This is a genomic window from Vibrio sp. SCSIO 43097, from assembly GCF_023650755.1.
In the GTDB taxonomy this organism is placed as follows: domain Bacteria; phylum Pseudomonadota; class Gammaproteobacteria; order Enterobacterales; family Vibrionaceae; genus Vibrio; species Vibrio alginolyticus.
The window spans coordinates 2,471,285-2,494,747 of the sequence record NZ_CP071840.1; the positions used below are offsets into that span (position 1 = coordinate 2,471,285).

General features: G+C 45.4%; 22 protein-coding genes. 13 read left to right on the top strand and 9 right to left on the bottom strand.

The genetic code is table 11. The features are described from left to right. Window positions 1-150 precede the first annotated feature (150 nt). The 9 genes from J4N40_RS11965 to J4N40_RS12005 all read right to left on the bottom strand — a co-directional run bounded on the left by J4N40_RS11965 (window position 151) and on the right by J4N40_RS12005 (window position 11,762). Complete coding sequence (locus J4N40_RS11965; RefSeq protein WP_167415087.1) at window positions 151-963, bottom strand: sugar transporter; 813 nt, start codon at window positions 961-963, stop codon at window positions 151-153. Between the two features lie 172 nt (window positions 964-1,135). After that, window positions 1,136-4,120, bottom strand: coding sequence for a M6 family metalloprotease domain-containing protein (locus tag J4N40_RS11970; RefSeq protein ID WP_250654258.1), 2,985 nt, complete (start codon window positions 4,118-4,120; stop codon window positions 1,136-1,138). Window positions 4,121-4,480: 360 nt separating this feature from the next. Further along, window positions 4,481-5,848, bottom strand: a complete 1,368-nt coding sequence (locus J4N40_RS11975; RefSeq protein WP_053307500.1) for a TrkH family potassium uptake protein — start codon at window positions 5,846-5,848, stop codon at window positions 4,481-4,483. After that, window positions 5,845-6,507, bottom strand: coding sequence for a potassium channel family protein (locus J4N40_RS11980; RefSeq protein WP_005388291.1), 663 nt, complete (start codon window positions 6,505-6,507; stop codon window positions 5,845-5,847). The genes J4N40_RS11975 and J4N40_RS11980 overlap by 4 nt, the downstream gene beginning before the upstream one ends. Window positions 6,508-6,757: 250 nt before the next feature. Continuing rightward, the gene (locus J4N40_RS11985) at window positions 6,758-7,966 is read right to left on the bottom strand and encodes a DEAD/DEAH box helicase (RefSeq protein WP_005382264.1); all 1,209 of its coding nucleotides are present in this window, start codon (window positions 7,964-7,966) and stop codon (window positions 6,758-6,760) included. Between the two features lie 99 nt (window positions 7,967-8,065). Then, window positions 8,066-8,806 (bottom strand): transglycosylase SLT domain-containing protein, encoded by a 741-nt coding sequence (locus J4N40_RS11990; RefSeq protein ID WP_238843471.1) that lies wholly within the window; start codon window positions 8,804-8,806, stop codon window positions 8,066-8,068. A gap of 210 nt (window positions 8,807-9,016) precedes the next feature. Then, window positions 9,017-10,261, bottom strand: a complete 1,245-nt coding sequence (locus tag J4N40_RS11995) for an NAD(P)/FAD-dependent oxidoreductase (protein ID WP_171344878.1) — start codon at window positions 10,259-10,261, stop codon at window positions 9,017-9,019. A 7-nt stretch (window positions 10,262-10,268) separates the two neighbouring features. Beyond that, entirely contained in the window at window positions 10,269-11,336 is a 1,068-nt protein-coding gene (locus tag J4N40_RS12000; RefSeq protein ID WP_033906896.1) for a class I SAM-dependent methyltransferase, read from the bottom strand. A 27-nt stretch (window positions 11,337-11,363) separates the two neighbouring features. Further along, the gene (locus tag J4N40_RS12005) at window positions 11,364-11,762 is read right to left on the bottom strand and encodes a hypothetical protein (RefSeq protein ID WP_005382272.1); all 399 of its coding nucleotides are present in this window, start codon (window positions 11,760-11,762) and stop codon (window positions 11,364-11,366) included. A gap of 76 nt (window positions 11,763-11,838) precedes the next feature. Between J4N40_RS12005 and J4N40_RS12010 the strand changes: the two genes are divergently transcribed. From J4N40_RS12010 to J4N40_RS12070, 13 genes are read left to right on the top strand one after another with little or no spacing between them, the layout of a single operon-like run. Beyond that, window positions 11,839-12,567: a beta-ketoacyl synthase chain length factor gene (locus J4N40_RS12010; RefSeq protein ID WP_085569949.1), complete on the top strand. Its 729-nt coding sequence runs from the start codon at window positions 11,839-11,841 to the stop codon at window positions 12,565-12,567. Continuing rightward, window positions 12,564-13,331, top strand: coding sequence for a lysophospholipid acyltransferase family protein (locus tag J4N40_RS12015; RefSeq protein WP_085569950.1), 768 nt, complete (start codon window positions 12,564-12,566; stop codon window positions 13,329-13,331). The genes J4N40_RS12010 and J4N40_RS12015 overlap by 4 nt, the downstream gene beginning before the upstream one ends. A 13-nt stretch (window positions 13,332-13,344) precedes the next feature. Continuing rightward, window positions 13,345-13,605 carry a phosphopantetheine-binding protein gene (locus J4N40_RS12020; protein ID WP_005382278.1) on the top strand — a complete coding sequence of 87 codons (261 nt, stop codon included), beginning with the start codon at window positions 13,345-13,347 and terminating at the stop codon, window positions 13,603-13,605. A 15-nt stretch (window positions 13,606-13,620) separates the two neighbouring features. After that, on the top strand, window positions 13,621-13,878 hold the full coding sequence (locus J4N40_RS12025) for an acyl carrier protein (RefSeq protein ID WP_005382279.1): 258 nt from the start codon (window positions 13,621-13,623) through the stop codon (window positions 13,876-13,878). Beyond that, on the top strand, window positions 13,878-14,438 hold the full coding sequence (locus J4N40_RS12030; RefSeq protein ID WP_250654259.1) for a COG4648 family protein: 561 nt from the start codon (window positions 13,878-13,880) through the stop codon (window positions 14,436-14,438). The genes J4N40_RS12025 and J4N40_RS12030 overlap by 1 nt, the downstream gene beginning before the upstream one ends. A gap of 4 nt (window positions 14,439-14,442) precedes the next feature. Further along, complete coding sequence (locus J4N40_RS12035) at window positions 14,443-15,843, top strand: AMP-binding protein (RefSeq protein WP_250654260.1); 1,401 nt, start codon at window positions 14,443-14,445, stop codon at window positions 15,841-15,843. Window positions 15,844-15,853: 10 nt separating this feature from the next. Beyond that, on the top strand, window positions 15,854-16,222 hold the full coding sequence (locus tag J4N40_RS12040) for an ApeI family dehydratase (RefSeq protein WP_017634794.1): 369 nt from the start codon (window positions 15,854-15,856) through the stop codon (window positions 16,220-16,222). Next, window positions 16,215-17,921, top strand: a complete 1,707-nt coding sequence (locus tag J4N40_RS12045; RefSeq protein WP_250654261.1) for a glycosyltransferase family 2 protein — start codon at window positions 16,215-16,217, stop codon at window positions 17,919-17,921. Before J4N40_RS12040 ends, J4N40_RS12045 begins: the two co-directional genes overlap by 8 nt. After that, window positions 17,905-19,458, top strand: a complete 1,554-nt coding sequence (locus J4N40_RS12050; RefSeq protein ID WP_064376293.1) for an HAL/PAL/TAL family ammonia-lyase — start codon at window positions 17,905-17,907, stop codon at window positions 19,456-19,458. The genes J4N40_RS12045 and J4N40_RS12050 overlap by 17 nt, the downstream gene beginning before the upstream one ends. Next, a complete protein-coding gene (locus tag J4N40_RS12055; protein WP_250654262.1) occupies window positions 19,458-19,904 on the top strand; it encodes an acyl-CoA thioesterase in 447 nt (148 codons plus the stop codon). The genes J4N40_RS12050 and J4N40_RS12055 overlap by 1 nt, the downstream gene beginning before the upstream one ends. Next, window positions 19,904-20,524, top strand: a complete 621-nt coding sequence (locus J4N40_RS12060) for a LolA family protein (protein ID WP_064376295.1) — start codon at window positions 19,904-19,906, stop codon at window positions 20,522-20,524. Before J4N40_RS12055 ends, J4N40_RS12060 begins: the two co-directional genes overlap by 1 nt. Further along, the gene (locus tag J4N40_RS12065) at window positions 20,496-22,838 is read left to right on the top strand and encodes an MMPL family transporter (protein ID WP_064376296.1); all 2,343 of its coding nucleotides are present in this window, start codon (window positions 20,496-20,498) and stop codon (window positions 22,836-22,838) included. Before J4N40_RS12060 ends, J4N40_RS12065 begins: the two co-directional genes overlap by 29 nt. After that, complete coding sequence (locus J4N40_RS12070) at window positions 22,835-23,446, top strand: DUF3261 domain-containing protein (RefSeq protein WP_053350454.1); 612 nt, start codon at window positions 22,835-22,837, stop codon at window positions 23,444-23,446. The genes J4N40_RS12065 and J4N40_RS12070 overlap by 4 nt, the downstream gene beginning before the upstream one ends. Window positions 23,447-23,463: the final 17 nt, after the last annotated feature.

The window sequence follows — 23,463 nt, forward strand, 5'->3', positions numbered from 1 at the left end:
CTGTTGTGAGTATACGTGTGAATGTCCCTGTCATTCAGCCATGAAATGGACATGGGTATTTTGCGTGACTAACGCGAAAGCGGCAGGAAGGTATCAACCTGCCGCAGACTGTCTCCTAAACGGAGGTAGCATGTAAAAACGATCAAAGGGTTAAGCGGAAAATTCTTCACCCGTTTTTGGTGGCTGTGATGGCGTATCAAAACGAGCGCGTTCGATATCCACTACCGTTTTATAGCTCAACGATAACAATGCCAGCTGGTACGCGCCAAAAATACCATAGGCCACACCGACGAGGCTCAACATAAAGAGATTCGTAAAGTGGCTAAAGATCAGCTGACTGAGCAAGCCCGCACCCAATGGAATTAGTCCCATCAAAATGAATACTTGTTTGTTGTATGGTCTGCTCTGATTCCACGAACGACGCAAACTGCGCGGTTGATGATCCATTGCAGTCGCTGGCAACACAAATGACCATCGCGCCATTACCCAATAGCCGGGAATGCTTGCAATCGTTGTGATAATAGCCATAGCAACAAAGTCGGCTTCACCACTTTCTGCAATGTAGATAAACGACAACACAAAGATCGGGATACCAATAACGAGCATCATCATCAGTCCAAACAGTATCCACCAGCCTATGAAACGGAATTCTCGAGCTGACAAACGAAATACATCCAACGCAGAGTGCATGTAATCGCCGGCTAAATAAATTCGATGCACACGCACAGCCGCCATAGCGGCAACAAGTGGGTACAAAATAATTGTGACGAAATAAAATCCTGAGACATTGCCTTCTTGAACGTTCGCTTGATCTTTCCCCGTCATTTCAGGATACATAAAAGCAAAAATTGAGTGCACGATAATCAACGGAATACAAGCAATAACAATTGCGAGTAGATTCCTTCTGACCATCACTGCCGCTTCTCGGCATATTTCCGAAACAGAAAAGGCCTCGGTAGACATATAACATCCTTAGTTCATAAAAATCGGCCCCTAGGGTAACCGCAGAGTAGAAAAATCGCTTTAAAAATAATGAGAAACACATCTCATAAGACAATGAGAACGAAACCAAAATAGATCAGATAAAAAATAAGCCACTCAATGTGAGTGGCTTATACCGCAATTCAATACCGTTTTAGACGCGACGTCGCCAGCCTAATGTTGCAAGTAACATCAAAGCCCAATAAGAAACACTGCCGCTACCTTCAGAGTTCTTGAATGTCGTTGTCTTCAAAGAAGCAACAACCGTCACGATAACTTCCCCCGTAGCAGTGGCACCATGACCGTCTGAAACCGTATATTGCAGCTTGATGCCGTCAGTAGGGCTATCCGGTGCTTGAAAACGGATTTTGCCATTCTCTACACTCGCACTTCCCACACCCGTTACGTTCTGTACACTTTCTACAACCAGTTTATCGCCGTTCACATCCGAATCATTGCTCGCTGCATCAATCAGAATACTTTCACCAACGGCAACGGTCGCCGTATCTGCAAGCGTAACTGGCGCTGCGTTTTTCATGGTTAAATCGACGGTAGCACTGGACGTTTCATTACTAGGGTCAGTCACGGTTAAACGGAATGTCAGAACCTCACCCGCTTTTGCACCTTGAGGCACCGTAAAGCTTGTGCTAACACTGGTTGCATTGCCAAGAGAAACTGAAGTGCCAGCCAACTGCTCCCATTTATAACTCAACACATCACCATCAGCATCCGTACTATTTAACGCAGACAACGTGACTCGCTGCCCAACCGTCATGTCTTTATTATCAATATCAATCACGGCCACTGGCGCTTCGTTGCTGCCAAGCACTTCCACTTGCACATTCACGATTGAAGATGAGTACGCACCATCAACCGACAACAAACGATATTGGAAAGTGTCCAGACCAACGAAGTTAGCTTCAGGTTGGTACTGGTTGCCAGAGATGGTGCCGTGCTCAGGCTTCTGCACAATGTCCACATTGAACTGATACCCTACCGCCATGAAATCATTGTCCATCAGGTTCAGTTTGATTGGCGTATTTTTATTGGTTTGTAACGAATCAGATTTCGCTTCAACCAAGTTGCTCGCATCCACATTTAATAATGCTGCAAACGGAATATAAGAGAACCCGGCTTTTTCTAGACCAAACGTGCCAATCTCACTGTAATCACCAGTCCACATTACAGGTAGGGAGGCTTTTTCAGTTTTTAGCAAGCGGCCGAAGTCAAAGTTTGCATCAAATTGACCGCCTTCCAATTCAACGACCAATAAGTGCTGACCCGCACTCAATTGGCTTGATTGGGGGAATAAAATTCGAGATGACTTTTGGAAGTTACCTTGCTGTAAAAGCTCAGCGTTGTTTTGATTCAATATTAATCGATAGCCAATGTTTCCAGAAAATGGGAATCGCCAAACTCGATAAGTCATGTCACTTTGAGCGCTATTTCTTTGCGCATAAAGTTGAAGGCCATCAAGCTCTGTATCACTATTCAAGTCCAGTGACACCGCCAGAGTGTTACTCCCACTCGCGTACACATAACCTTGATGAAGAGAGTTCAGCCATGCTGATTTATTTGGTTCGTTTGTATGCTCAAGAGAAAAGCTACCGCCGTTGGTGTTGCTGGCAATGTTGGAAATACGAACCCCAGTATCAAACCCTGTGATCGCTCTCAGACCCGGGGTCGATGTATCTGAAATGACATCGCCACCATTAGGGTACAAATCGTCAGCGTCACTCCTACCATCATTTTCTAACTCATTCAGACCATCAGCCTGCATGATTTGAACCTGCATCGCGCCAACATCATTAAAGCGGTTCTGGACATTGACCGACGTCGCCAGGATACCTTCAGCCGCCAATGCTCGGTCGTAACCGCTAAAGGTGCGATTTTCCAAGTAAACACGTGGACCAAACTCTTTCAAGTACGGGTCGAGATACACCAGCTTGACATCGTCGTTGTTCACAGAAATAGGCGCTGGACTTTCATGAGTTACCGTTGGTACAACAAAACCAGCAGCGTGTTTGCTCCATGCACTCATGTTCACCGGAGTGTCACCAGCGTATGAATCTCCCGGTTTCTGCGCCCATGAACCGCCACCCATCACGCCCCAAGAGCCGATCGAGGCATCACTGTTCCTTGCGTACAAATCCGGTAAGCCAAGCATTAAGTGGCCAAGCTCGTGTACGATCACGCCCAACGTCGCTTGATGATCAACTTGATAGTCAGCGAACACACAATAGTCTGTGATCTTTTTACCATCTAGTGTGACATCATCGTGAGAGAATTTGTGCGGCCAAATCGCAGGACGGTTGAGAACCCCTGTTGAACGATCTCCCCCCGCAAAAATAAACATGACAGAGAGTTCTGACGGTTCTACGGTACCATTTTGATTGCTGTCGTAGGCCGAAAGATTAAAGTATGGATCCAGTTTTTGATAAGCCTCGGTGAAAACCGCATTCAACTTGGCGGTGCATGTCTTATCAGTAGAACTAGAGTGACAGTTAGGGTGGCTTTGTGCCACAGTCACATCTATCACACCGTCATTGGCGGTGCCGTAACTCTCAAGTGCAGGAACAACTTTGAATTTACCTTGAGAGTTTTTATCAAAGTAATCCACAACGCTTTGACCATTGGTATTAAATACGCGTTGCTCAAAATCGTGCACCATTGCTTGGTCATCAAACGAAACTTGCACAACCAATAGGGGCTGCTGCTTAACCGTTGAACTGCTCATCGCCTGGTAACCTTGCGCCGAACGCAGTAGGTTTTTTCGTGCCATCGGTTCAATGGTTTTTAGAGAAGATAATTGCGGTTTAACTTGTAAATCCGGGCGAAACCTCGCCGACTCAGGTGGCTCACTCGACTGCGTTTTCACCACACCTGTCGAGATCAATATTGGCGTGTCTGACTCGCGCTGAATCCGCGCGAAAAACCAAACGCCGTCTTCCTGAAGTAAGGCATTGCCCTGCTTATCTTCAAACCAGTGGAAATCTGCCGTTCCACGTAGAATTGCCTCACTGGAACTACCATCGCTCAACGCAATAGTATGCCAAACCGGTGATGGCGGAGTAGTTGCCATGCTCTTCCCTGCAAGAAGCGCAGTTAGCATAGCCATGGCGAGTGTGTTGAATTTCAAAGTACGACTCCATCTTTTCGATTCGTTCATTCATACCAAGCACAACAAACACAAAGTAACCCTATGGGCATAGAGTAAGACTAAGTGACTATTGACGAAGGCTGGTATCAATTCGCTCAGATAACACGACGTAGTTTGGTGTCACACTACAAAAGCGTCGGATTCCAAAACGCTGTTATGAGCGTAGCTTCTGAGAATATAAATTGAGTGAATGAATAGTATCGAAACGAAAGGAAGAAGAAATGAACTTCTACGAATTTGTAGGTAAAACTGGGCAACATTCCACATATTCTATAAATGTACGAGCACTGCTATTAATCAATGCTCGTAATGGTCGCGCGGCCATTGTTTAACGCTATATTAACCTGTAAGAACGGCGTCTTCTGGGTATTTGACCAAGGTAGGTTCAGGACGTGCCAACATGTAGGCAAGCGTGAGCGGCCCAATACGACCAATGATCATCACCACGATCATAATGTATTTACCAGGTTCAGAAAGTTCCGCAGTCAAACCGGCGGTGAGCCCCACTGTGGCAAATGCGGAAATGGTTTCAAACATAACCTTATCAAAGCTGGCCTTCTCGGTAAGCATCAATAAAAACATTGCGCTTGTCAGGATGGCTCCGCTCACAACGATAATTGCCAATGACTTAGTCACAGTTTGCCAATTTATGGTTCGCTTAAACATAACCACATGTTTCTTTTGGCGTAAAAAGGTCCACGTAGCCATAAACGCAACAGCAAATGTGGAAACTTTAATACCGCCCCCCGTTGAGGTGGAACCCGCTCCAATTAACATTAGAACAATCATGGCCAGTAAGGCTGGCTGGGTAAACAACGCCAAGTCAACACTATTAAACCCTGCCGTTCGAGCACTCGCAGATTGAAAGAATGCCGCCAACCATTGCCCTGTTGCAGGTAAAGACGCCATTGTGTTTGGGTTGCTTCGCTCAAGTAACCAAAACATCATCGTTCCGACTAAGAGCAATATCGGTGTCGCAATCAGCATGATTTTGGTGTGAAGATGCAAAAAGTGGAAACCTTTGCGCCAGTTTAGCCAGATGTCACCCACAACAGTAAAGCCAAGCCCGCCAAAAATGAATAGCCCCGCCAGTGTAAAGATAACCAACGGATCATTCACAAAGCTCATCATACTGTCAGAAAACAGCGCGAACCCAGCGTTGTTAAATGCAGAAATTGCATGAAACAAGGCGTAAAACATACCAGTCTGCCAGCCCATTTCAGGGACCCAGCGGATAGAGAGAAAAATAAACCCGACCGTTTCTGCAACAAGCGCGAAAACAACAATCCGCTTTACTAGTCGGTTTAGATTGACTTGCCGATCTTGCCCTAATGCTTCTTTCGCCAGCGCTTGTTGACGCAAACTCAAACGCACGCCGAACATATAGAGTAAGACTGCCGACAACGTCATCTGCCCCAACCCACCGATTTGCATTAAAAACATCAGCAAGATTTTACCCGCAAGCGTAAAGTGTTGCCCAGTATCGACAACACCAAGCCCTGTCACACTAATAGCGGACGTTGCAGTAAACAAAGCATCCGTTATCGACAGGCCCGTAACAGAAAAAACTGGCAAGGTTAGCAATACCGCAGAAGGCAGTAAAACACCGAGAAAACTGAGCAATATAATTCGCGGTTCGTTGCCTTTCGCTTTCTCTTGTTTACCATCTGGTGCGTAAAAAACACCTTTCTGATGAAAATACGTCATAGCGATTTTAATTTATTTGCGAGCGCATCTTGAGGGCCGACCACAATAATTAGGTCACCAATTTCTAGTGTGGTATTAAGGTCAGGTGCCTTGGTAATTTCTGGGCCCCGTTTAAACCCTAGCACTTGCACGCCATCGACTTTGCACAGAGCCAAATCACTTAGTGTCTTACCCATCCAACGAGAGCCAATCACAAACTCCGTCATAGCTAAGCCACTGCCTAATGGGTGGAACTCAAGAACCCGTTTATCGAGCATTTTACGCGCGACACGTATCCCCATGTCACGCTCAGGCATGATAATGTGGTCTGCGCCAATTTTTTGCAGAACACGAGCTTGGAAGCGGTCGTTGGCTTTAACCCATACTGACTTTACTCCCGCCTCTTTAGCAATCAATGTCGCAAGAATACTGGCATTGACATCCGCTCCGATGGCAATCATCACCATGTCGTAATCATCAAGTTTGAGCTCAGCAACCGTCTCTTCGTGAGTACAGTTAGCCACAACCGCCTGACTAACAAAACTGGCGGCTTCTTTAACTCTGTCTTCGTTGATGTCAACGGCTAAAACTTGAGCGCCTGAATCTTGTAACTCTTTACACACTGCCAAACCAAATCGGCCAAGACCAATAACGGCGAATTGCTTATCACCTGTTTTCATTTGTGCCCCATCTTATGCATTCATTAGCAAGCAAAAAAGTTTGCGCCCATTCCTTACCTTGTGCAAACCTGCGGACAGATAATTGACAAAAGCTTAACGCACCTTGATTCACTTTACGTGTTAAGCGTATGACACTGATTAACTTTTTTCCTCATTACCGAATAGAAACCGTCTCGATGGCTACATAATTGGATGCCTTAAAACGCAAAAAGCCGCAAGAATGCGGCTTTTAGATCATGGGATAAACTGGCTATTTTGATTCGCGCTTATCGTGCGGTTTACGTTTATTCTTAGGCACGTAATTTAAAATTGAAATTGGTACTGGCTTTCTTGGCGCAAAACCTTCAATTTCCACTCGCTCTAGCAAGTGCCCTAAACGACTTTCAATCATGCAGAGGTTCTTAAAGTCGTCTTTTGAAACCAGTGATATCGCCTCACCTTTCGCGCCAGCACGACCTGTACGACCAATACGATGTACATACTCATCCGCTGGGTAAGGTAAATCGTAGTTGATGACAACTGGCAGATTATCAATATCAATACCGCGAGCAGCAACGCCGGTTGCGACTAAGTACTGGATTTCACCCGCTTTAAACTTTTCTATTAATTCCTGGCGAACACGCTGATTACGGCCACTGTGGAATGCTTCTGCCACAATGCCACGTTTCTCAAGTTGGCTTACCAGTTTGGCTGCGCCGTGTTTAGTTTCAATAAATACCAGTACTTGCGACCAGTCATTTTCTTTAAGCAAGTGACTTAACAGCGACGACTTCATGTCTTTATCGACGGTCGTGATCCACTGTTTAATATTTGATTTTGAGGCACTGTGCTTTGCAATCGTGATCTCTTCAGGATCAATAATCGCATTTTTGGCCAAGTCACGAACAGGGTTAGATAACGTCGCTGAGAACAACAAACTTTGCACATGTTCTGGCATACAGTCGACGATTTTGTCGATCGCATCGATGAATCCCATATCCAACATTTTGTCGGCTTCATCAAGCACTAGCATTTCCACTTCATCAAAGTGAATCGCGCGTTGACCGTACAGATCAATCAAGCGCCCAGGCGTGCTTACCACAATATCGACACCCTCGATCAAGGCTTGTTTTTGTGGTGCATAATCCACACCACCAAACATCGCCATTGAGCGTAATGGTAAGTTTTTACCATAAGCTTCAATACTTTGATGAACCTGAAGCGCAAGTTCGCGTGTTGGAGTTAGGATAATCGCACGAGCGCGTTTTTTACGTTGCGTTTCGCCTCGACTAAGCTTTTCTAAGATTGGCAGAACAAAACTGGCCGTTTTACCTGTGCCCGTTTGCGCTGCTGCAATTAAATTGCGGCCACGCAATACGATTGGAATGGCTTTTTGTTGGATAGAAGTGGGTTTTTCATAACCTAGCGCTTTTACTGCATCAGCAATCGATGCGCTTAAACCAAGCTTAGAAAATGGCATAGAAAGGTCTCAACAGAGGAAATGGGCGCGTAGTGTATCAGAATCCCCGTGAAGTAACAGAAGGATTCATGCACGAAAAACTAGGAACATGACACAATCTTAGCCCATGAAATTGGGCTGCAAACCTTTTTCTAATTTTTGCCTCACTTTGTAGGAAACATCATTAAGCGTGATTTTCCCCGTGTTGTGGCGATCGATACCTGCATTCTGTCGATAGGCAATTGAGCCTTGTCTGAACAAAACGAAAGACGGCGGTTTACCAATCGCAGCAGGGTAGAGAATGGCCATGTAAGCATCTTCTAAGCTATTAATTTTATTTCGATAGGGCCAATAGTACGCTTTCACATAGTCAAGTTGTTCAAGCGCGCTCATTCTCGCAAGAGTCTTTGTGTTCACTCCTAATGATTCTGCGGTAGAGGGCATAAATTGAATTAACCCTGTAGCCCCGCTTCCGGAACCATTTTTGATGCTTGGACTGAAAGTTTCAGCAGTTTCAAATGCCATGCACGCCATAAGATGATTAGGATTGATCTTTAGCTCTTTACTAATACGGATGACTTTAGATTTGAACTCTGGAGAAACTTTGCCTCCCCACGCGACCGCGTTCTCGGGATCTGCAATCGAAGAGACCGTTGATGCGTCATGTTCTTCGACAATTTTAGAAAGTAGAGGAAGCGTTTGGCGTAGTCGATGGCTCGAACTCACCAAGCGAATTGATTTGGTAAGAAACTTGTCTTTTTTTTGATGTAGTTTTTGGAACTTTACTAACTTATACAGTTGCTTATAAACCGTTTTCACAACGAAGCCGGATGTAGGGAACACTCCCAGAATGTAATCCATTTCCTACAAATTTAATATAAATATCAGCAACAGGAATTCTAGATGTGATCAATGTCACCATAAAAATTCTCAAATTCGATACACACCGATGTAAGTGGTCAATGTGTCTCCAACACGCTAGAAGTAAAAGTAAAGAGGCATTAAAAAGGTCTTACCAATTTTTTGGTAAGACCTAGGTTTACTGATTCTCGGATAAGCGAATGTATATTCTTACAGTTCAGCTTCCCGAACCAGTTCTGCAAGCGTCGACAAACGCTGCTCACTTTGTTTTACGTAAGGATTATTCGTATCCCAAGCATATCCAGCCAAAATCGCACTAATCATCTGTTTAATACGTGGGTTCGGGTTTTGATAGAAAATCACATCTTGCAACGTGCCGTTGTACCAGCCTTCCACATAAGTGCGGAATGTGTTCACTCCCACCATTAAGCGTTGCGAGTACTCTTCTTGCCAATCAACCTTTTCACCATTCAGCTGACGAACCACGCAGTCCGCTGCAAACTCTGCCGATTTCATGGCGATAGTGACACCCGATGAAAATACAGGATCAAGAAACTCACCTGCATTACCAAGCAACGCGTAGTGCTCTGTCGCTAAACGTTTGACGTTAGCAGAATAGCCACCCAACTCGCCTGCTGGATTCGGGTAATTCGCGTTTCGCAATAAAGCAGCCAAACCCGGCTCTTCATTGGCTAACTGCTGCAACGCTGCAATCTTATCTTCTGGGTATTGTTCGAAAAATTCTGGCTCACCCACCACACCAAACGAACAGGTACCATTAGAGAATGGGATTAGCCAGTACCATACGTCGTGATTTTCAGGATGAACTGAAATTAAAATTTTGTTGCGATCGTATTCCGGCTCTTGGGGAGAGATATGATCTTCGATATGGGTAAAGATCGCTTTTCTAGGCGGAAGACAAGAAGGTTCTTCTAGCTCCAACAAGCGTGGCAAAACACGCCCAAAGCCACTTGCATCCAGCACAAAATCTGCTTCGATTTGATAAGCCTTCTTATTTGAGTCGAGCACTTCTAATCGAGACTTTTTCCCTTCAAACACTAGGTTGAGCAGCTCATGCTGATAACGAATCTCTACGCCTTGCTCTTCAGCGCTATCTGCCAATACTTTATCAAAGTTGGCACGTTGAACCTGAAACGTCGTGCCCGGTCCTGGTGTGTATTTGTTTGTAAAGTCGAACTGGGTGTATACGCCATTACGACGAAATGCAGCACCATCTTTATACTGGAAACCAAACTGCTTTACTGCATGAGTCATTCCTGCTTGTTCAACAACTTCCATACATGCAGGGAGTAGGCTTTCTCCTATGGAAAAACGTGGAAAAGTCGCTTTTTCTAAGACAACAACATCTATGCCACGCGATTTTAACAACGCAGAAACGGTTGAACCTGATGGCCCCGCTCCTACGACAACAACTTGCTTGAGCTCTGTTTTCATTCTGAATTTAGTTTGCTTGTAGTTTTAATAAGGTATGACCAAGGCCAATATTGTCGGTTCTTTCAACGACAGATAAACCTGCCGCTTCGACAATTTCTAAGAAATCATCACTGCGATAAAAGCGACTATTACCGTTAGCTAAACAGGTAAAATAAAGAGAAGTGGCATTAAGGCTATAGGAAGCTCCCGCGTATTTTTGAGCATCCCAAAACAGCTCCAATACGTAAATAGTATCTCCCTTCGTTAACTGGGCTTTAACTTTTTTAAGGATATTGAGGATCTCAATTGGGGAAAAGCAATCCAAGAACTGGCTCATCCACCAAACGTCAGCATGCTCCGGCAATGTTTGTGCTTTATCAAGCATGTTTGCAGGGTATGGACGTACACGCTCGACGAACTGATTTTTTGAAACATTCTTCATCGCTACTTCTAATTGCTGCGGTAAATCAACAATCGTCACTTGAACGTCAGGGTCATGTTTACAACACTGAATCGCCCATTTTCCCGTATTTCCGCCAATATCCACAAGATGCTTTGGCTTGCTTGCAAATACCTCTTTAAGCAGAAGTGGGAACGAGCGATCCGAATAGAAATGATCGAACTTAAACCAGCTCTGTTTGGCTTGTTCTGGTAACGTCGATAGACCTTGATAGATGGTCTCCCAATTGCCCAACTCTTTCAAACCAGACGGTTTACCTTCTTGAATTGCTTCCGTCAAATGCATCATCGCGGCGTAACAAACATCTGCCGTAAAATCCATGTTTGCATTCGTCATACCATCATGAAGAAGGTAAAAACCAAGGTTTGCAAGCGAATAGTTAGGTCGTTCCCATAAAACAATATGCGCACTAATCGCCATATCCAACAGTACTTTAACACCATATTCTGATACTCCCGTTTTCTCGGCAATATCTGTGGCACTCATGCCTTGAGCGCCAGCGCTGTCTAAAGCGGCTAAAATACCTAAATCTCGAAGCGTTTTGGCGGTCTGGAACACGATTGGTGCAAAAGATAACTTCTGAGCTTCTGTCTTCGCTTCAAAAGCATTAAAAGGGTCATTATTTTGATTTAACACGGAAAAACCTAACTGCAATTAATAGTTTTATTGTTGAGATTGATTGCCCAACAATGCAATAGCTCGCTGAATATCAACATTCAAGTTGTTTACCCAACGATTGTAATTGCGGTGGATTTTGCCATCACTTGCTTTGAGATTTACTGAGTTGAGATAAATAATTGAGTAATATTTATTATTGTATGGGATTTTTACTTCTGCAGAGTGTTTACGAACGTGGATTTTTGCAATAAGAACACCAGGGCTTACTTCTTCGATCGTCCAGCCTCGGTTAGTTGCTGATTGCACTATGGCCATTTTTACTTGTTTATTTTGAAGATCATAAGCAACTGGAGTATCCTCCACATTCATTACAGGTTGTACTCGTCCACAACCAACAAGAAGCAAAGTTAATAATAACGAGACATACAGCTTAAAACGCGACATGATAATTTCCTTTTTATTGTGAATTTGGGTCAACCCCAATTTGTATCGAGCTGTAAAATAAACAATTTAACCCAATATGCCAAACTCGAAGATCAACATTTCGTTCAATATTGATGCGTGGACAGCGAATTCATTCGGTTTATCCGAATCCAATGAATGGAAACAATGGGCAACAGAGATAAAATGGCCAGAAGATGGCAAAATCAATGTTGCAAATATTCCTGCGATGATGCGCAGAAGAATGAGCCCACTCAGTAAACTGGCGGTACAAACTGCAATCGAAATGCTTAATCAACATCAAGTTGATTACCTTGTATTTTCAAGCCGTCATGGTGAACTGCATCGCAGCGTCGCACTAGTTGAAGATATAATTAATGGAGAAGAGGCGTCTCCGATGGCTTTTTCTCAATCGGTGCACAATACCGCCGCAGGGCTTGCCACTATCGCAACTAAACAACCCATTCCCCTAACTTCTATCGCTGCGGCAGAAAACACATTCCAAAGCGCAATATTAGAAGCTTGGCTGTTTTTGTCCGACAATCCTGACAAAAAAGTACTGCTTGTTGATTTTGATGAGCCTATGCCTGACTCTTATTTAGAATATGAAAACCAACAATACAAAGGGTTTGGACTTGGCTTGATACTTTCTCATGGAGATGGCTTCACGGTGCAAAGCGGCATCAGTGCAAAATGCTCAAACCACCCGTTGCCACAAGGCTTAGCGTTTTTGCAACACTACTTGTCAGATGAAAATCAGTGGACTATTCACGCTCCGAAACAAATTTGGGAATGGCACAAGCAATGAGTCACTTAAATCAGTATTGGCGTGTGCTAGCAACAGGCTTTTGTTTTTCAGTATTTGGGTTAGGTGGTTTAGTACTGAGCTTCATTGTTATTCCGACCATTCGTATTTTTGTTTCAGACCAAACGGAACGCGAATATAAAGTTCAAGGTGCGATTCGATATTCATTCAACACATTTTGTAAATTGATGAAGTTGAGTGGCGCAATCGATTATCAAATTATTGGTGCCGATATTCTTCAACAAGATCGTAATTGTTTAATTGTTGCCAACCACCCTAGTTTAATCGATTACGTTCTCATTGCTTCACAATTAAATCGCTGCGACTGTTTAGTAAAATCGGCAATATGGTCGAATCCTTTTATGAAGCACATCGTAAAAGCAGCCGGATATATTCCCAATGAAGCACCGGATGATTTATTAGCACTTTGTGATGAACGATTTAACAAAGGCAACGTGTTGCTTATATTTCCTGAAGGAACAAGAACAACACCAGGTGTAGAGCCGAAATTACAACGCGGTGCAGCACAAATTGCGGTAAGAACAGAACGAGATTTAAGAGTTGTCCATATTACGGTAACGCCAAGTTTCCTCACAAAAGAGAAAAAATGGTATCAAGTACCGGCAACAAAGCCCTTTTTCAGGGTTGAAGTTAAGGATAAAGTTGAGATTACCCCCTTTATAAAGCAAACTACGTCGCCGACAATAGCGGCGCGACGCTTACAACAGCACCTAGCTGAAAACATTTTTCCAGAAAACTTTTATTAATAAGCAGGTCCCAGTGGAACAGTTACACAACGACATTAAGCAACTTATTATTGATGCTTTAAACCTTGAAGATTTAACCGTAGATGATATTGAAACGGATGCACCACTTTTTGGTGATGGACTTGGCTTAGATTCTATCGACGCGCTTGAGCTTGGACTCGCAATAAAAAAACAATACAACATCGTTATTGATGCCGACGACTCAAATACGCGCGAACACTTTGCGTCTGTAGCAAATCTAGCGAAATACGTTTCTTCTCAAACTAATGAATAAGTTGTAGGTATATTCATGACTGATGTAAATAAAGATCAAGTATTTGAACAAGTTAAAGATGCGCTTGTTGAGCTGTTCGAAATTGACGCAGCCGACATTCAATCAGATGCGCACTTATACCAAGATCTCGATCTTGATAGCATTGACGCCGTTGATTTGGTCGTACACCTACAGAATGTCACTGGCAAAAAAATCAAGCCAGCAGAGTTTAGTGCAGTAAGAACCGTTGACGATGTGGTTAACGCTGTCACTGAATTATTGAAGGAAAGTTAATGCGCCAATTGCTGACTGGTCTGTCTGCAATTGTACTGTTTGCCTACCCCTTCGCCGTCTATTTCGGTATAGATAAATTTGGCTTGAACTTAGTTGGGGGCTTGTTAATTGCTGCGTTACTTTTGCGTGTTTTCGTCGCAAATAAGCCCCCACTAAAAGAGTTTAAGTTCTTGGCGCTCGTTACGGGCGCTGTTGGCATTGTCCTAATTACGCTTGGCATGGTGTTTAAACAACATGGGTGGCTTCAGTTTTACCCTGTCGTTGTCAATGTATGTATGCTGTGTGTATTTGGACTGAGCTTAAAACAGCCGCAATCGATCATAGAGAGGCTTGCTCGCTTGCAAGAACCCGACCTTCCGGCTAGTGGCGTGGCTTACACTCGCAAAGTGACGATGGTTTGGTGCGCCTTTTTTACGCTCAACGCTGCCGTTGCACTCTATACCTGTTTCCTACCAGTAAAAATATGGACGCTTTATAACGGCCTCATCAGCTACTTACTTGCTGGTGGCTTGTTCGCTGGAGAATGGATCGTGCGTCAATTTGTTCGAAAGGAACACTAATCGTATGAATACAACGTATTCGAGCTTTACCTCCCTAGCGACCTTGTTCATCGCGGAGAGGCCTGAGCAATCCCCAGTCTCTTACGATCGCGATACGGTTATCACGTGGGGTGATTTCCAACAGCACGTCGCAACACTTACTCAACAGCTAGAAACCCAACCAACGCAAAACATTGCGTTGTGTTTTGGCAACAGCTACCTGTTTGCCGTTGGCTTTTTTGCTTGTTGTTATGCAGGAAAATCCATTGTATTACCTGGTAATTACCAACCAGAAGCACTCAAAGAGCTCAGTGAGCACTACGATTTGTTGCTGCATGATGCCGATGTCTCGGCTCCAGAACTCGTGAGCTCGCTTTTGATCGAAGCTCAATCATTGCTAGAAACCACCGTGATTAGCGAGCCAGAGGCCAAACAACCTTATTTTTGGCGTGAATTAAACCTGGCAGAAATACCAGTAACGCTATTTACTTCGGGTTCAAGCGGCACACCAAAAGCCATTGCAAAAACGCTGAAACAGCTCGATATCGAAGTTGCTATTCTAGATAACCTGTGGGGCGACACGGTTGCCAGCACACGCGTTGAAAGCACCGTTTCTCATCAACACATTTACGGCTTGCTGTTCCGCGTATTGTGGCCTTTGTGCTCCGCACGTCCATTTTCAGCACACAACCTTGAGTTCCCAGAGCAAATTGTCCATCACGCTGATGCTGACACCACGCTAGTAAGCAGCCCTGCGTTACTAAAACGACTCAGTGAAGAGCACAATCCGGTTGCGATTCGGTGCGTATTTTCTTCTGGTGGTCCCTTGCCAAACCAAGCCGCGCAGCACAGCCAGTTGTTGTTTGGGTCACTTCCTATTGAAGTTTTTGGCAGCACAGAAACCGGCGGCATCGCTTACCGTCAGCAGCACGAAGCCAGTACTCCCTGGACGTTATTCCCTGGTGTTGAAGCCGAGCTTAACCATGAAAATTGTTTAAAGCTCCGCTCGCCACACATTGATGAAAACACTTGGTACCAAACTGCGGATGAATGCTATTTCCATGATAGTATTTCTTTTGAATTGCGTGGACGCACTGACCGAATCGTCAAAGTCGAAGAAAAGCGTATTTCCCTTGTCGAAGTGGAAAAACGTTTAGAGCAATTGCCGTGGGTTCAAGAAAGCGTGGTGATCCCAATGGAAGAATCTGGTCGCCTCACGTTAGTCTCGATCATCGTACTTAACGATCAAGGCAGCGATGTGCTTAATGAACTTGGTAAAGGCAAATTTTGGCTTGAGCTTCGCAAGGCACTGCGCAATTGGCTAGAACCGATCGCTATCCCGAGAAAATTCCGAGTGGTCGACGAAATTCCATTGAACAGCCAAGGCAAACGCCAAGTTGCTGAAATTGAAAAACTATTCCAATAAAGCTAGTAACATGGAAAAAAGAAAACCAACTATTCAGAATATTGAAGTGAGTGACCATACCGCGGAGCTGTCGCTGCGAGTGGATGCTGACATCTTAGATTTCCAAGGTCATTTCAATCACTTCCCTCTTTTACCCGGCGTCACTCAAATTGATTGGGCGCTGTTCTACGCCGTTCAATATTTGAATACTCCCAAGGTATTTAAAGGAATGGAAGTCATCAAATTTCAAGAGCCGATTCTGCCAAACGCCGACGTTTGCCTCTCACTATCTTGGGACAATGAGCGCGAGAAATTGACCTTTAAGTACACATCGACAAACGGTGAAACCTTGGTGACTCACTCGTCAGGAAAAATGAAACTGGGTGAGTCACGTGAGTGATTATCGCCCCTGCTTTTTAATTCCTTGCTACAACCACGGCAGCACAATTGCAGACGTGGTTGCGTCGTTATCCTCTTTCGCTTTGCCAGTGCTGGCCGTTGACGACGGCAGCAATGAAGACACCAAACAAGCGCTTTCTGCTTTGAGCAAGCAAGGACTGATAAAACTGATTAGTTTGAGAGAAAACCAAGGCAAAGGTGGCGCTGTGATGGCAGGCCTACATCAAGCTCACCAACTTGGTTTTACGCACGCCATTCAAATCGACGCAGACGGTCAACACGACCTAGAAGCATTGCCGAAATTGCTCAGCGCCAGCGAAACAAAACCAGATAACCTGATTTCGGGCCAACCGATATACGACGAGAGCGTACCTAAATCCCGTTTGTATGGTCGCTACGCTACGCACGTGTGGGTGTGGATAGAAACCTTGTCACTATCTATCAAAGACAGCATGTGCGGTTTTCGCGCCTACCCAGTGGCGAAAACGGTCGCCGTGTTGAACAAGTACAGCATCGGCAAACGCATGGATTTTGATATCGAAATTCTAGTGCGAATGTATTGGGAAGGCGTCGACATTGATTTTGTTCCAACGCGCGTGATCTACCCTGAAGGTGGCATTTCCCACTTCGACGCATTGTGGGACAACGTCAAGATAAGCTGGATGCACACTCGCCTATTTTTTGGCATGTTGCCGCGCATTCCTTCGCTACTCGCCAGAAAGCGCCAAAACACAGATGACAATAATGCCCACTGGTCGAAACGAAAAGAACAAGGCACGATTTTAGGCATCAAAACCTTACTCGCGGTTTACCGCTTGTTCGGCAGAAAAGCGTTTGACCTGATTTTAAAATTAGTCATGCGCTACTACCACTTCACGGGTAAATCTGCCCGTGAAGCGTCTGAGGTTTACCTGCAAAACTTGCAGTACTACGCAACGCAGCAGAGCATCGCACTACCAAAACAGTTGGACAGCTATCATCATCTGCTTTCTTTTGGGCGAACCATGCTCGACAAACTGGCTGCCTGGCAAGGTGACTTTAACGTCGATAACCTAACCATTCACGGCCAGCATCATTTCGAAGAGATGGCGCAGAAAAAACAAGGCGTGCTCATTTTAGGCTCGCACCTTGGCAATATCGAACTCTGCCGCGCGCTTGGTCGTCGACACTCTCATGTCAAAATCAACGCCTTGGTATTTACCCAACACGCTGAACAATTTAATGCGGTAATGAAGGCGGTAAACCCAAACTCGGAACTGAATTTGATTCAAGTCAGCTCAATGGGACCAGACACCGCGATTCTGCTTCAACAAAAAATCGAGCAAGGCGAATGGGTGGTGATCGTTGGCGATCGCACTTCTACCAGCAAAGAAAATCGTGTCGTTTGGGCAGATTTTCTTGGTAAACCAGCGCCATTTCCGCAAGGCCCATTCATGCTGGCCTCGGTATTAAAAGCGCCGGTTTATCTACTCTTCGGCCTACGCGACGATGAAGCAAACACTCCGCATTTTAATGTGTACTTTGAACACTTTAGTGACCAAATCACGCTACCGCGCAAGGAACGTCAGCAGGCACTAGAACACGTTGTTCAACAGTACGCACAAAGATTAGAACACCACACACTGCAAGCGCCGTTACAGTGGTACAACTTTTTTAACTTCTGGACTTTAAGTAATCAGCCACATGACAAACAACAATAATCACAACATCACTTTTGGTGCCCAATCTTTAACCATCGAAGATGTCGTTGCCATTGCTCAAGGTGCAAAGGCACACATGAACACCTCGCCAGAATTTACCGCGAAAATTGATCGTGGCGTGGCGTTTCTGGAACGATTACTGAAGGAAGAAGGCGTTATTTACGGCGTGACCACGGGTTACGGCGATTCATGCACTGTGGCGATTCCACCTGCTCTTGTGGATGAACTTCCGTTGCACCTTACGCGCTTCCATGGCTGTGGCTTAGGTCAAATCCTTTCTCATGAGCAAGCTCGTGCGGTGTTGGCGACACGTTTATGTTCATTGTCGCAAGGCGTATCTGGCGTGTCTCACGGTCTGTTGAACCAAATCGTTACGCTTATCAATCACGATATTGCGCCGCGTATTCCACAAGAAGGCTCTGTGGGCGCAAGTGGCGATTTAACGCCTCTGTCTTACCTAGCAGCGACCTTAATTGGCGAGCGTGAAGTGCTTTACAAAGGCGATGTGCGACCAACACAAGAAGTGTTTGCAGAGCTGGGCATTGAGCCAATTCGCCTAAAACCAAAAGAAGGTTTGGCGTTAATGAACGGTACATCCGTGATGACTGCCCTCGCCTGTCTTGCCTACAAACGCGCAGAATACCTAACGCAGCTGTGCACCAAGATTACCGCGATGGTCTCTGTGGGTATGCAAGGTAATGACTTCCACTTTGATGAAGCGTTGTTTGCGGTAAAACCTCATCCTGGTCAACAGCAAGTTGCGGCTTGGCTGCGTGATGATCTCAATGCTGAGCGTCCGCCACGCAATAGCGACCGACTGCAAGATCGTTACTCGCTACGTTGTGCGCCACACGTCATTGGCATGGTGCAAGACTCACTGCCTTGGCTACGTCAATTGATTGAGAATGAACTAAATAGTGCCAACGACAATCCAATCATCGATGGCGACAATGAGCGCGTTCTGCACGGCGGTCACTTCTACGGTGGTCATATCGCAATGGCGATGGATACGTTGAAAGTGAACATTGCCAACTTAGCTGATTTGCTGGATCGTCAGATGGCGCAATTGATGGATTACAAGTTCAATAACGGCCTGCCGTTTAACTTAACCGGTGCAGAAGGCGAGCGTAAACCGATCAACCACGGCTTTAAAGCGGTTCAGATTGGTATCTCAGCTTGGACGGCAGAAGCGTTGAAAAACACCATGCCAGCAAGCGTTTTTTCTCGCTCAACCGAATGTCACAACCAAGACAAAGTGAGCATGGGCACCATCGCGGCTCGTGATTGCTTACGCGTACTTGAGTTAACAGAGCAAGTTGCTGCGGCTTCACTCCTAGCAAGCGTTCAAGCGGTTGAGATTCGTCGCCGTCATAACGAATTGGACGAACACCACATGAGTCAGAGTTTGCGAGTAATTCGTGACGCCGTACTGAGCGAGTTTGAGTTTGTGATTGAAGATCGCCCGTTAGAACAAGATTTGCGTCATTTCATTGAACGCATTCAGCAACGTCATTGGCCACTCTACGTGGAGGTATAATGCAAGAGCAGGTTCTCTACCCATTAGAAGCGGAGGTGACTATGGTCACCTCATTCCAAGATGCTGACCCGATGGGCGTGATTTATCACGGCAACTTCTTTCGATATTTTGAAGAAGCGCGTCGTGTGCTGATGGAGAAGCTCCAATACAGCTATCGCGATATGCAAGACTCTGGGCACATGTGGCCGATCATCGATACGCGCGTTAAATACGTGAAGGCGATTCCGTTTAATCACACCATTCGTATTACCGCGCAACTCACGGAGTGGGAAAACCGCTTACGTGTGGATTACGTGATTTACGACGCCGAAACGAATCAACGTATGTGCAAAGCGCATACAACGCAAGTCGCCGTATCCATTGAAAAGCAAGAGATGTGCTTTGTGTCTCCAGCAGTCTTTTTAGATAAAGTAGAGCAATGGCACAACCATGGGAGCCGGAACTAATGCAAAAGTGGTTACTCTCTTTTTTGTTGATATTTTCTGTTCCAGCACTGGCCACACCGACAGCAAACGTAACGGATTTGGCGTCGCTTCAACAGCAGTTGTCTCAGCATGAAATCGTACGCGGAGATTTTACGCAGCAGCGTCATCTGGAAATGTTTAGTCAACCTTTAACCTCTAAAGGTCAGTTCACACTGAGCAAAACACATGGCTTGTTGTGGCAACAAACAGAACCTTTCGCAGTCAATTTGGTATTGACGGAAAACAAACTTCGTCAGACTTTTGCCGACCAAGCTCCGAAAACGATCTCTGCAGAAGAAAACCCAATGGCGTTCTACTTTAGCCATGTGTTTTTATCCGTGTTCCACGGGGATACTTCTGCACTGCAAGAACAATTCACACTCGATTTTTCAGTTGAGAACAATCATTGGCAGCTCGTTTTAGTGCCCAAACAGTCGCCATTAAATGCGGTGTTTCAATCCATCACTCTTTCCGGTAAAACGCACATTGATCGCCTAACCCTACAAGAGCTGCGCGGCGATAAAACCGAAATCACGTTTACGAACCAGACCTCTCTACCTCAGGAACTCACGGATGCCGAAGACGCTCAATTCCGTTTCTAAACTCAGTCTTGGCACTCACACCTTTGCTCTGGTTTGGCTCAATCTCGTTGTTTTAGCGGGCGCGTTGCTACTCAAACAATGGGTTTGGAGTGCAGAATCTCCGATTGAGACCAACATTTTAAAACTGCTGCCGAAGAACCAACAAAACCCGGTGGCTGAGCAAGCCTTTGAGTCGGTCTCGGCAAGTATGAGCGACAAAGTCATTTTCGTGATCACAGCGCCGGACAAAAATGCCCTTTTTGCAGCGGCCGCTGAATTTGATAAGGGGTTACGCCAAAGTAATCATTTTCGCGATGTGGTAGGAAAAATCTCACCTCAAGAACAGCAAGCTTGGGCGAGTTACTACTTTAAGCACCGCTTCCAATTGCTGACGCCTGAACAACGAGAGCGTTTAAGCCAAAATCCAGAACAGCAAGTGCAGCATGTGATTCAGTCGCTGTACAACCCGTTTTCTGGGGTGACTGGGCAAGAGTTACAAAATGACCCTTTCTTGCTATTTCGTGATTATTTAAGCCAAGTTACCCAGCAATCGTCCTCTTTCCGATTGGATAACGGCTATCTGTCCGTCGAAAAAGGCGATGCTCAATACTTGCTTATTACTGCCGAACTAAAAGACTCGCCTTATAGCCTAACTGGGCAGCTTGCAGTCCCTGATATTCAAGCGCTAGAACAAAGCGTCGCGCAGAAATATGGCGCTGAAGTCGCACATACTGGCGTTCTATTTTACGCCGACTTTGGTACGCAAAGTGCAAAATCGGAGATCAGCACCATCGGTGTATTCTCTCTACTCGGTATCATTGCATTGTTCTTGCTGGTCTTTCGGAGTGTGATGCCGCTGTCTCTGGCACTGCTTTCCATCACCATTGGTTTGCTCGTTGCGTTGTCAGTGACAACGTGGATTTTTGGAAAAGTCCATCTGTTCAGTTTAGTGTTTGGCGCAAGTTTAATCGGCGTGTCTATCGACTACGCATTCCACTACCTAACCGAACGTCTTGCGGCGGGAAATGAATGGGATAGCGAGCAAGGATTAAAGCATATTTTCATAGCTATCACACTTGGCTTAATCACCAGCTTGATCGGCTATTTGGGCATGTTAGTGGCACCGTTTCCTGGTTTGCAGCAGCTTGCTCTGTTTTCATCCATTGGTCTGATTGCCGCTTACGTCACCGTGGTGGCTTGGTATCCGATACTGGCTCGTAACCCATCGCGATCCATTTCGACATTACCGGGACAATCACTGTTGGCGAAATGGTTAACGCTTTGGAATCAACCTCGAATTAAAGTCGGATTGCCGATGTTATGTGTGGTTGCGAGTGGCTTTTTCTTGCTGCAATTGAACTACGATGACGACATTCGTCTACTGCAAACGATGCCGAACGATCTCAAGCAGCAAGAAACCTTGATTACGACGCTTAGTGGCATGCAATCTTCGCAGCAAATGTTGGTCGTTACCGCCGACGATGACGAAAACCTAATGAAAAAGCTGGAGTCTTTGACGCCAACATTAGAAGCGTGGAAAGCGGACAGCACCATCGAAAGCTACCAAAGTCTGAGCCGCTACTTGAGCTCGGTGGAGCGTCAGCAACAAGACTATCAATTGATTCGCGATCTTTACGCGACACAATCCAGCCCACTAGCTTCCGGACTGAGCTTAAGTAAAAAGCCTAAAATGGACGCCGACTTTATCCCTGTCACGGTTGATCAGTACTTGCAAAACCCAGTATCAGCGCCTGTGCGTTTTCTCCATTTGGGTAAGATCAAAGGAAAATCTGCAACGGTAGTGGTGTTAAACCAATTGCAAGACTCCGCCGTTGTTAAGGCATTTGCCAAATCGCAGTCTGATGTTGTTTATCTAAACAAAGCTGAGGAAATATCCGCCCTATTTGGTGAATACCGAATCAAAATCATGGAACTATTGGCAGCCGCCAGTGCTGTGATCTTTCTGGTATTAATCAAGCGGTACGGTCTGCAACACAGTTGGCGAGTTTTACTGCCATCATTGATTGCTTGCGCCTGCGGTCTGGCAACGGCAGTCGCGATGGGAACAACATTAAACCTATTCAACTTGCTTGGCTTGGTGCTCATTCTTGGTATCGGGATCGATTACACTCTGTTCTTTGCCGAGAAAGCCCGCAGCGTGAGCACACTATTGGCGATCACCCTTTCGGCAATAACCACTGTGCTGTCATTTGGATTGCTGTCACTCAGCCAAACTCACGCGATTCACAGTTTTGGCATTACGGTGTTAAGTGGTATTTTTGTCGCTTGGCTGCTCTCTCCGATTGCAATTAAAACAGAGGAAACGACGTCATGATTTTCAATCACGCCTTTCGCTGCGCGACGTTATTCGCACTGAGCCTGTTTTTAAGTGCATGCAGCTTGGTCCCTCACCAATCGACGCCTCAGGTCGACATTGCCGAGCACACCCAAGTTAGCTTGCCCACTCCCGCAAGCTTGGGCTATCAGTTGTCTGCCAGTCAGTTAATTACGGCTTCTTGGGCAATAGATGGTAAAACCAAATCTGAGCAACTTCCGGTACAACTGCAAGTGATCAACAACGAAGTGGTGCTGGCAGGCTTCTCATCCTGGGGGACGAGAGTACTCTCACTGTCTTACGATGGAGAACAAATTCAAACCGAAGTGCTCAACGGTTTACAAGGTTCGCTACCGCAGCCAGAACAGGTATTATTTAACCTGATGATCACGCTCTGGCCGAGTTCCGCTTGGGAAGGATCGTTAAATGAGGTAAGGTGGCGAATTATTGATAAAAATAATTCTCGCGCCATCTTTGATAGCGACGGTGAAAAGATCATTGAGATTCAATACAGCTCTTCTAACAAGTTAGAGGGTAAGATTGATTTTCATCACCTCAAACATCAGTTTTCAATTTCTATTCAAACACTGCAACATCAGATTAATTAAGAACAATTTAGAATAAC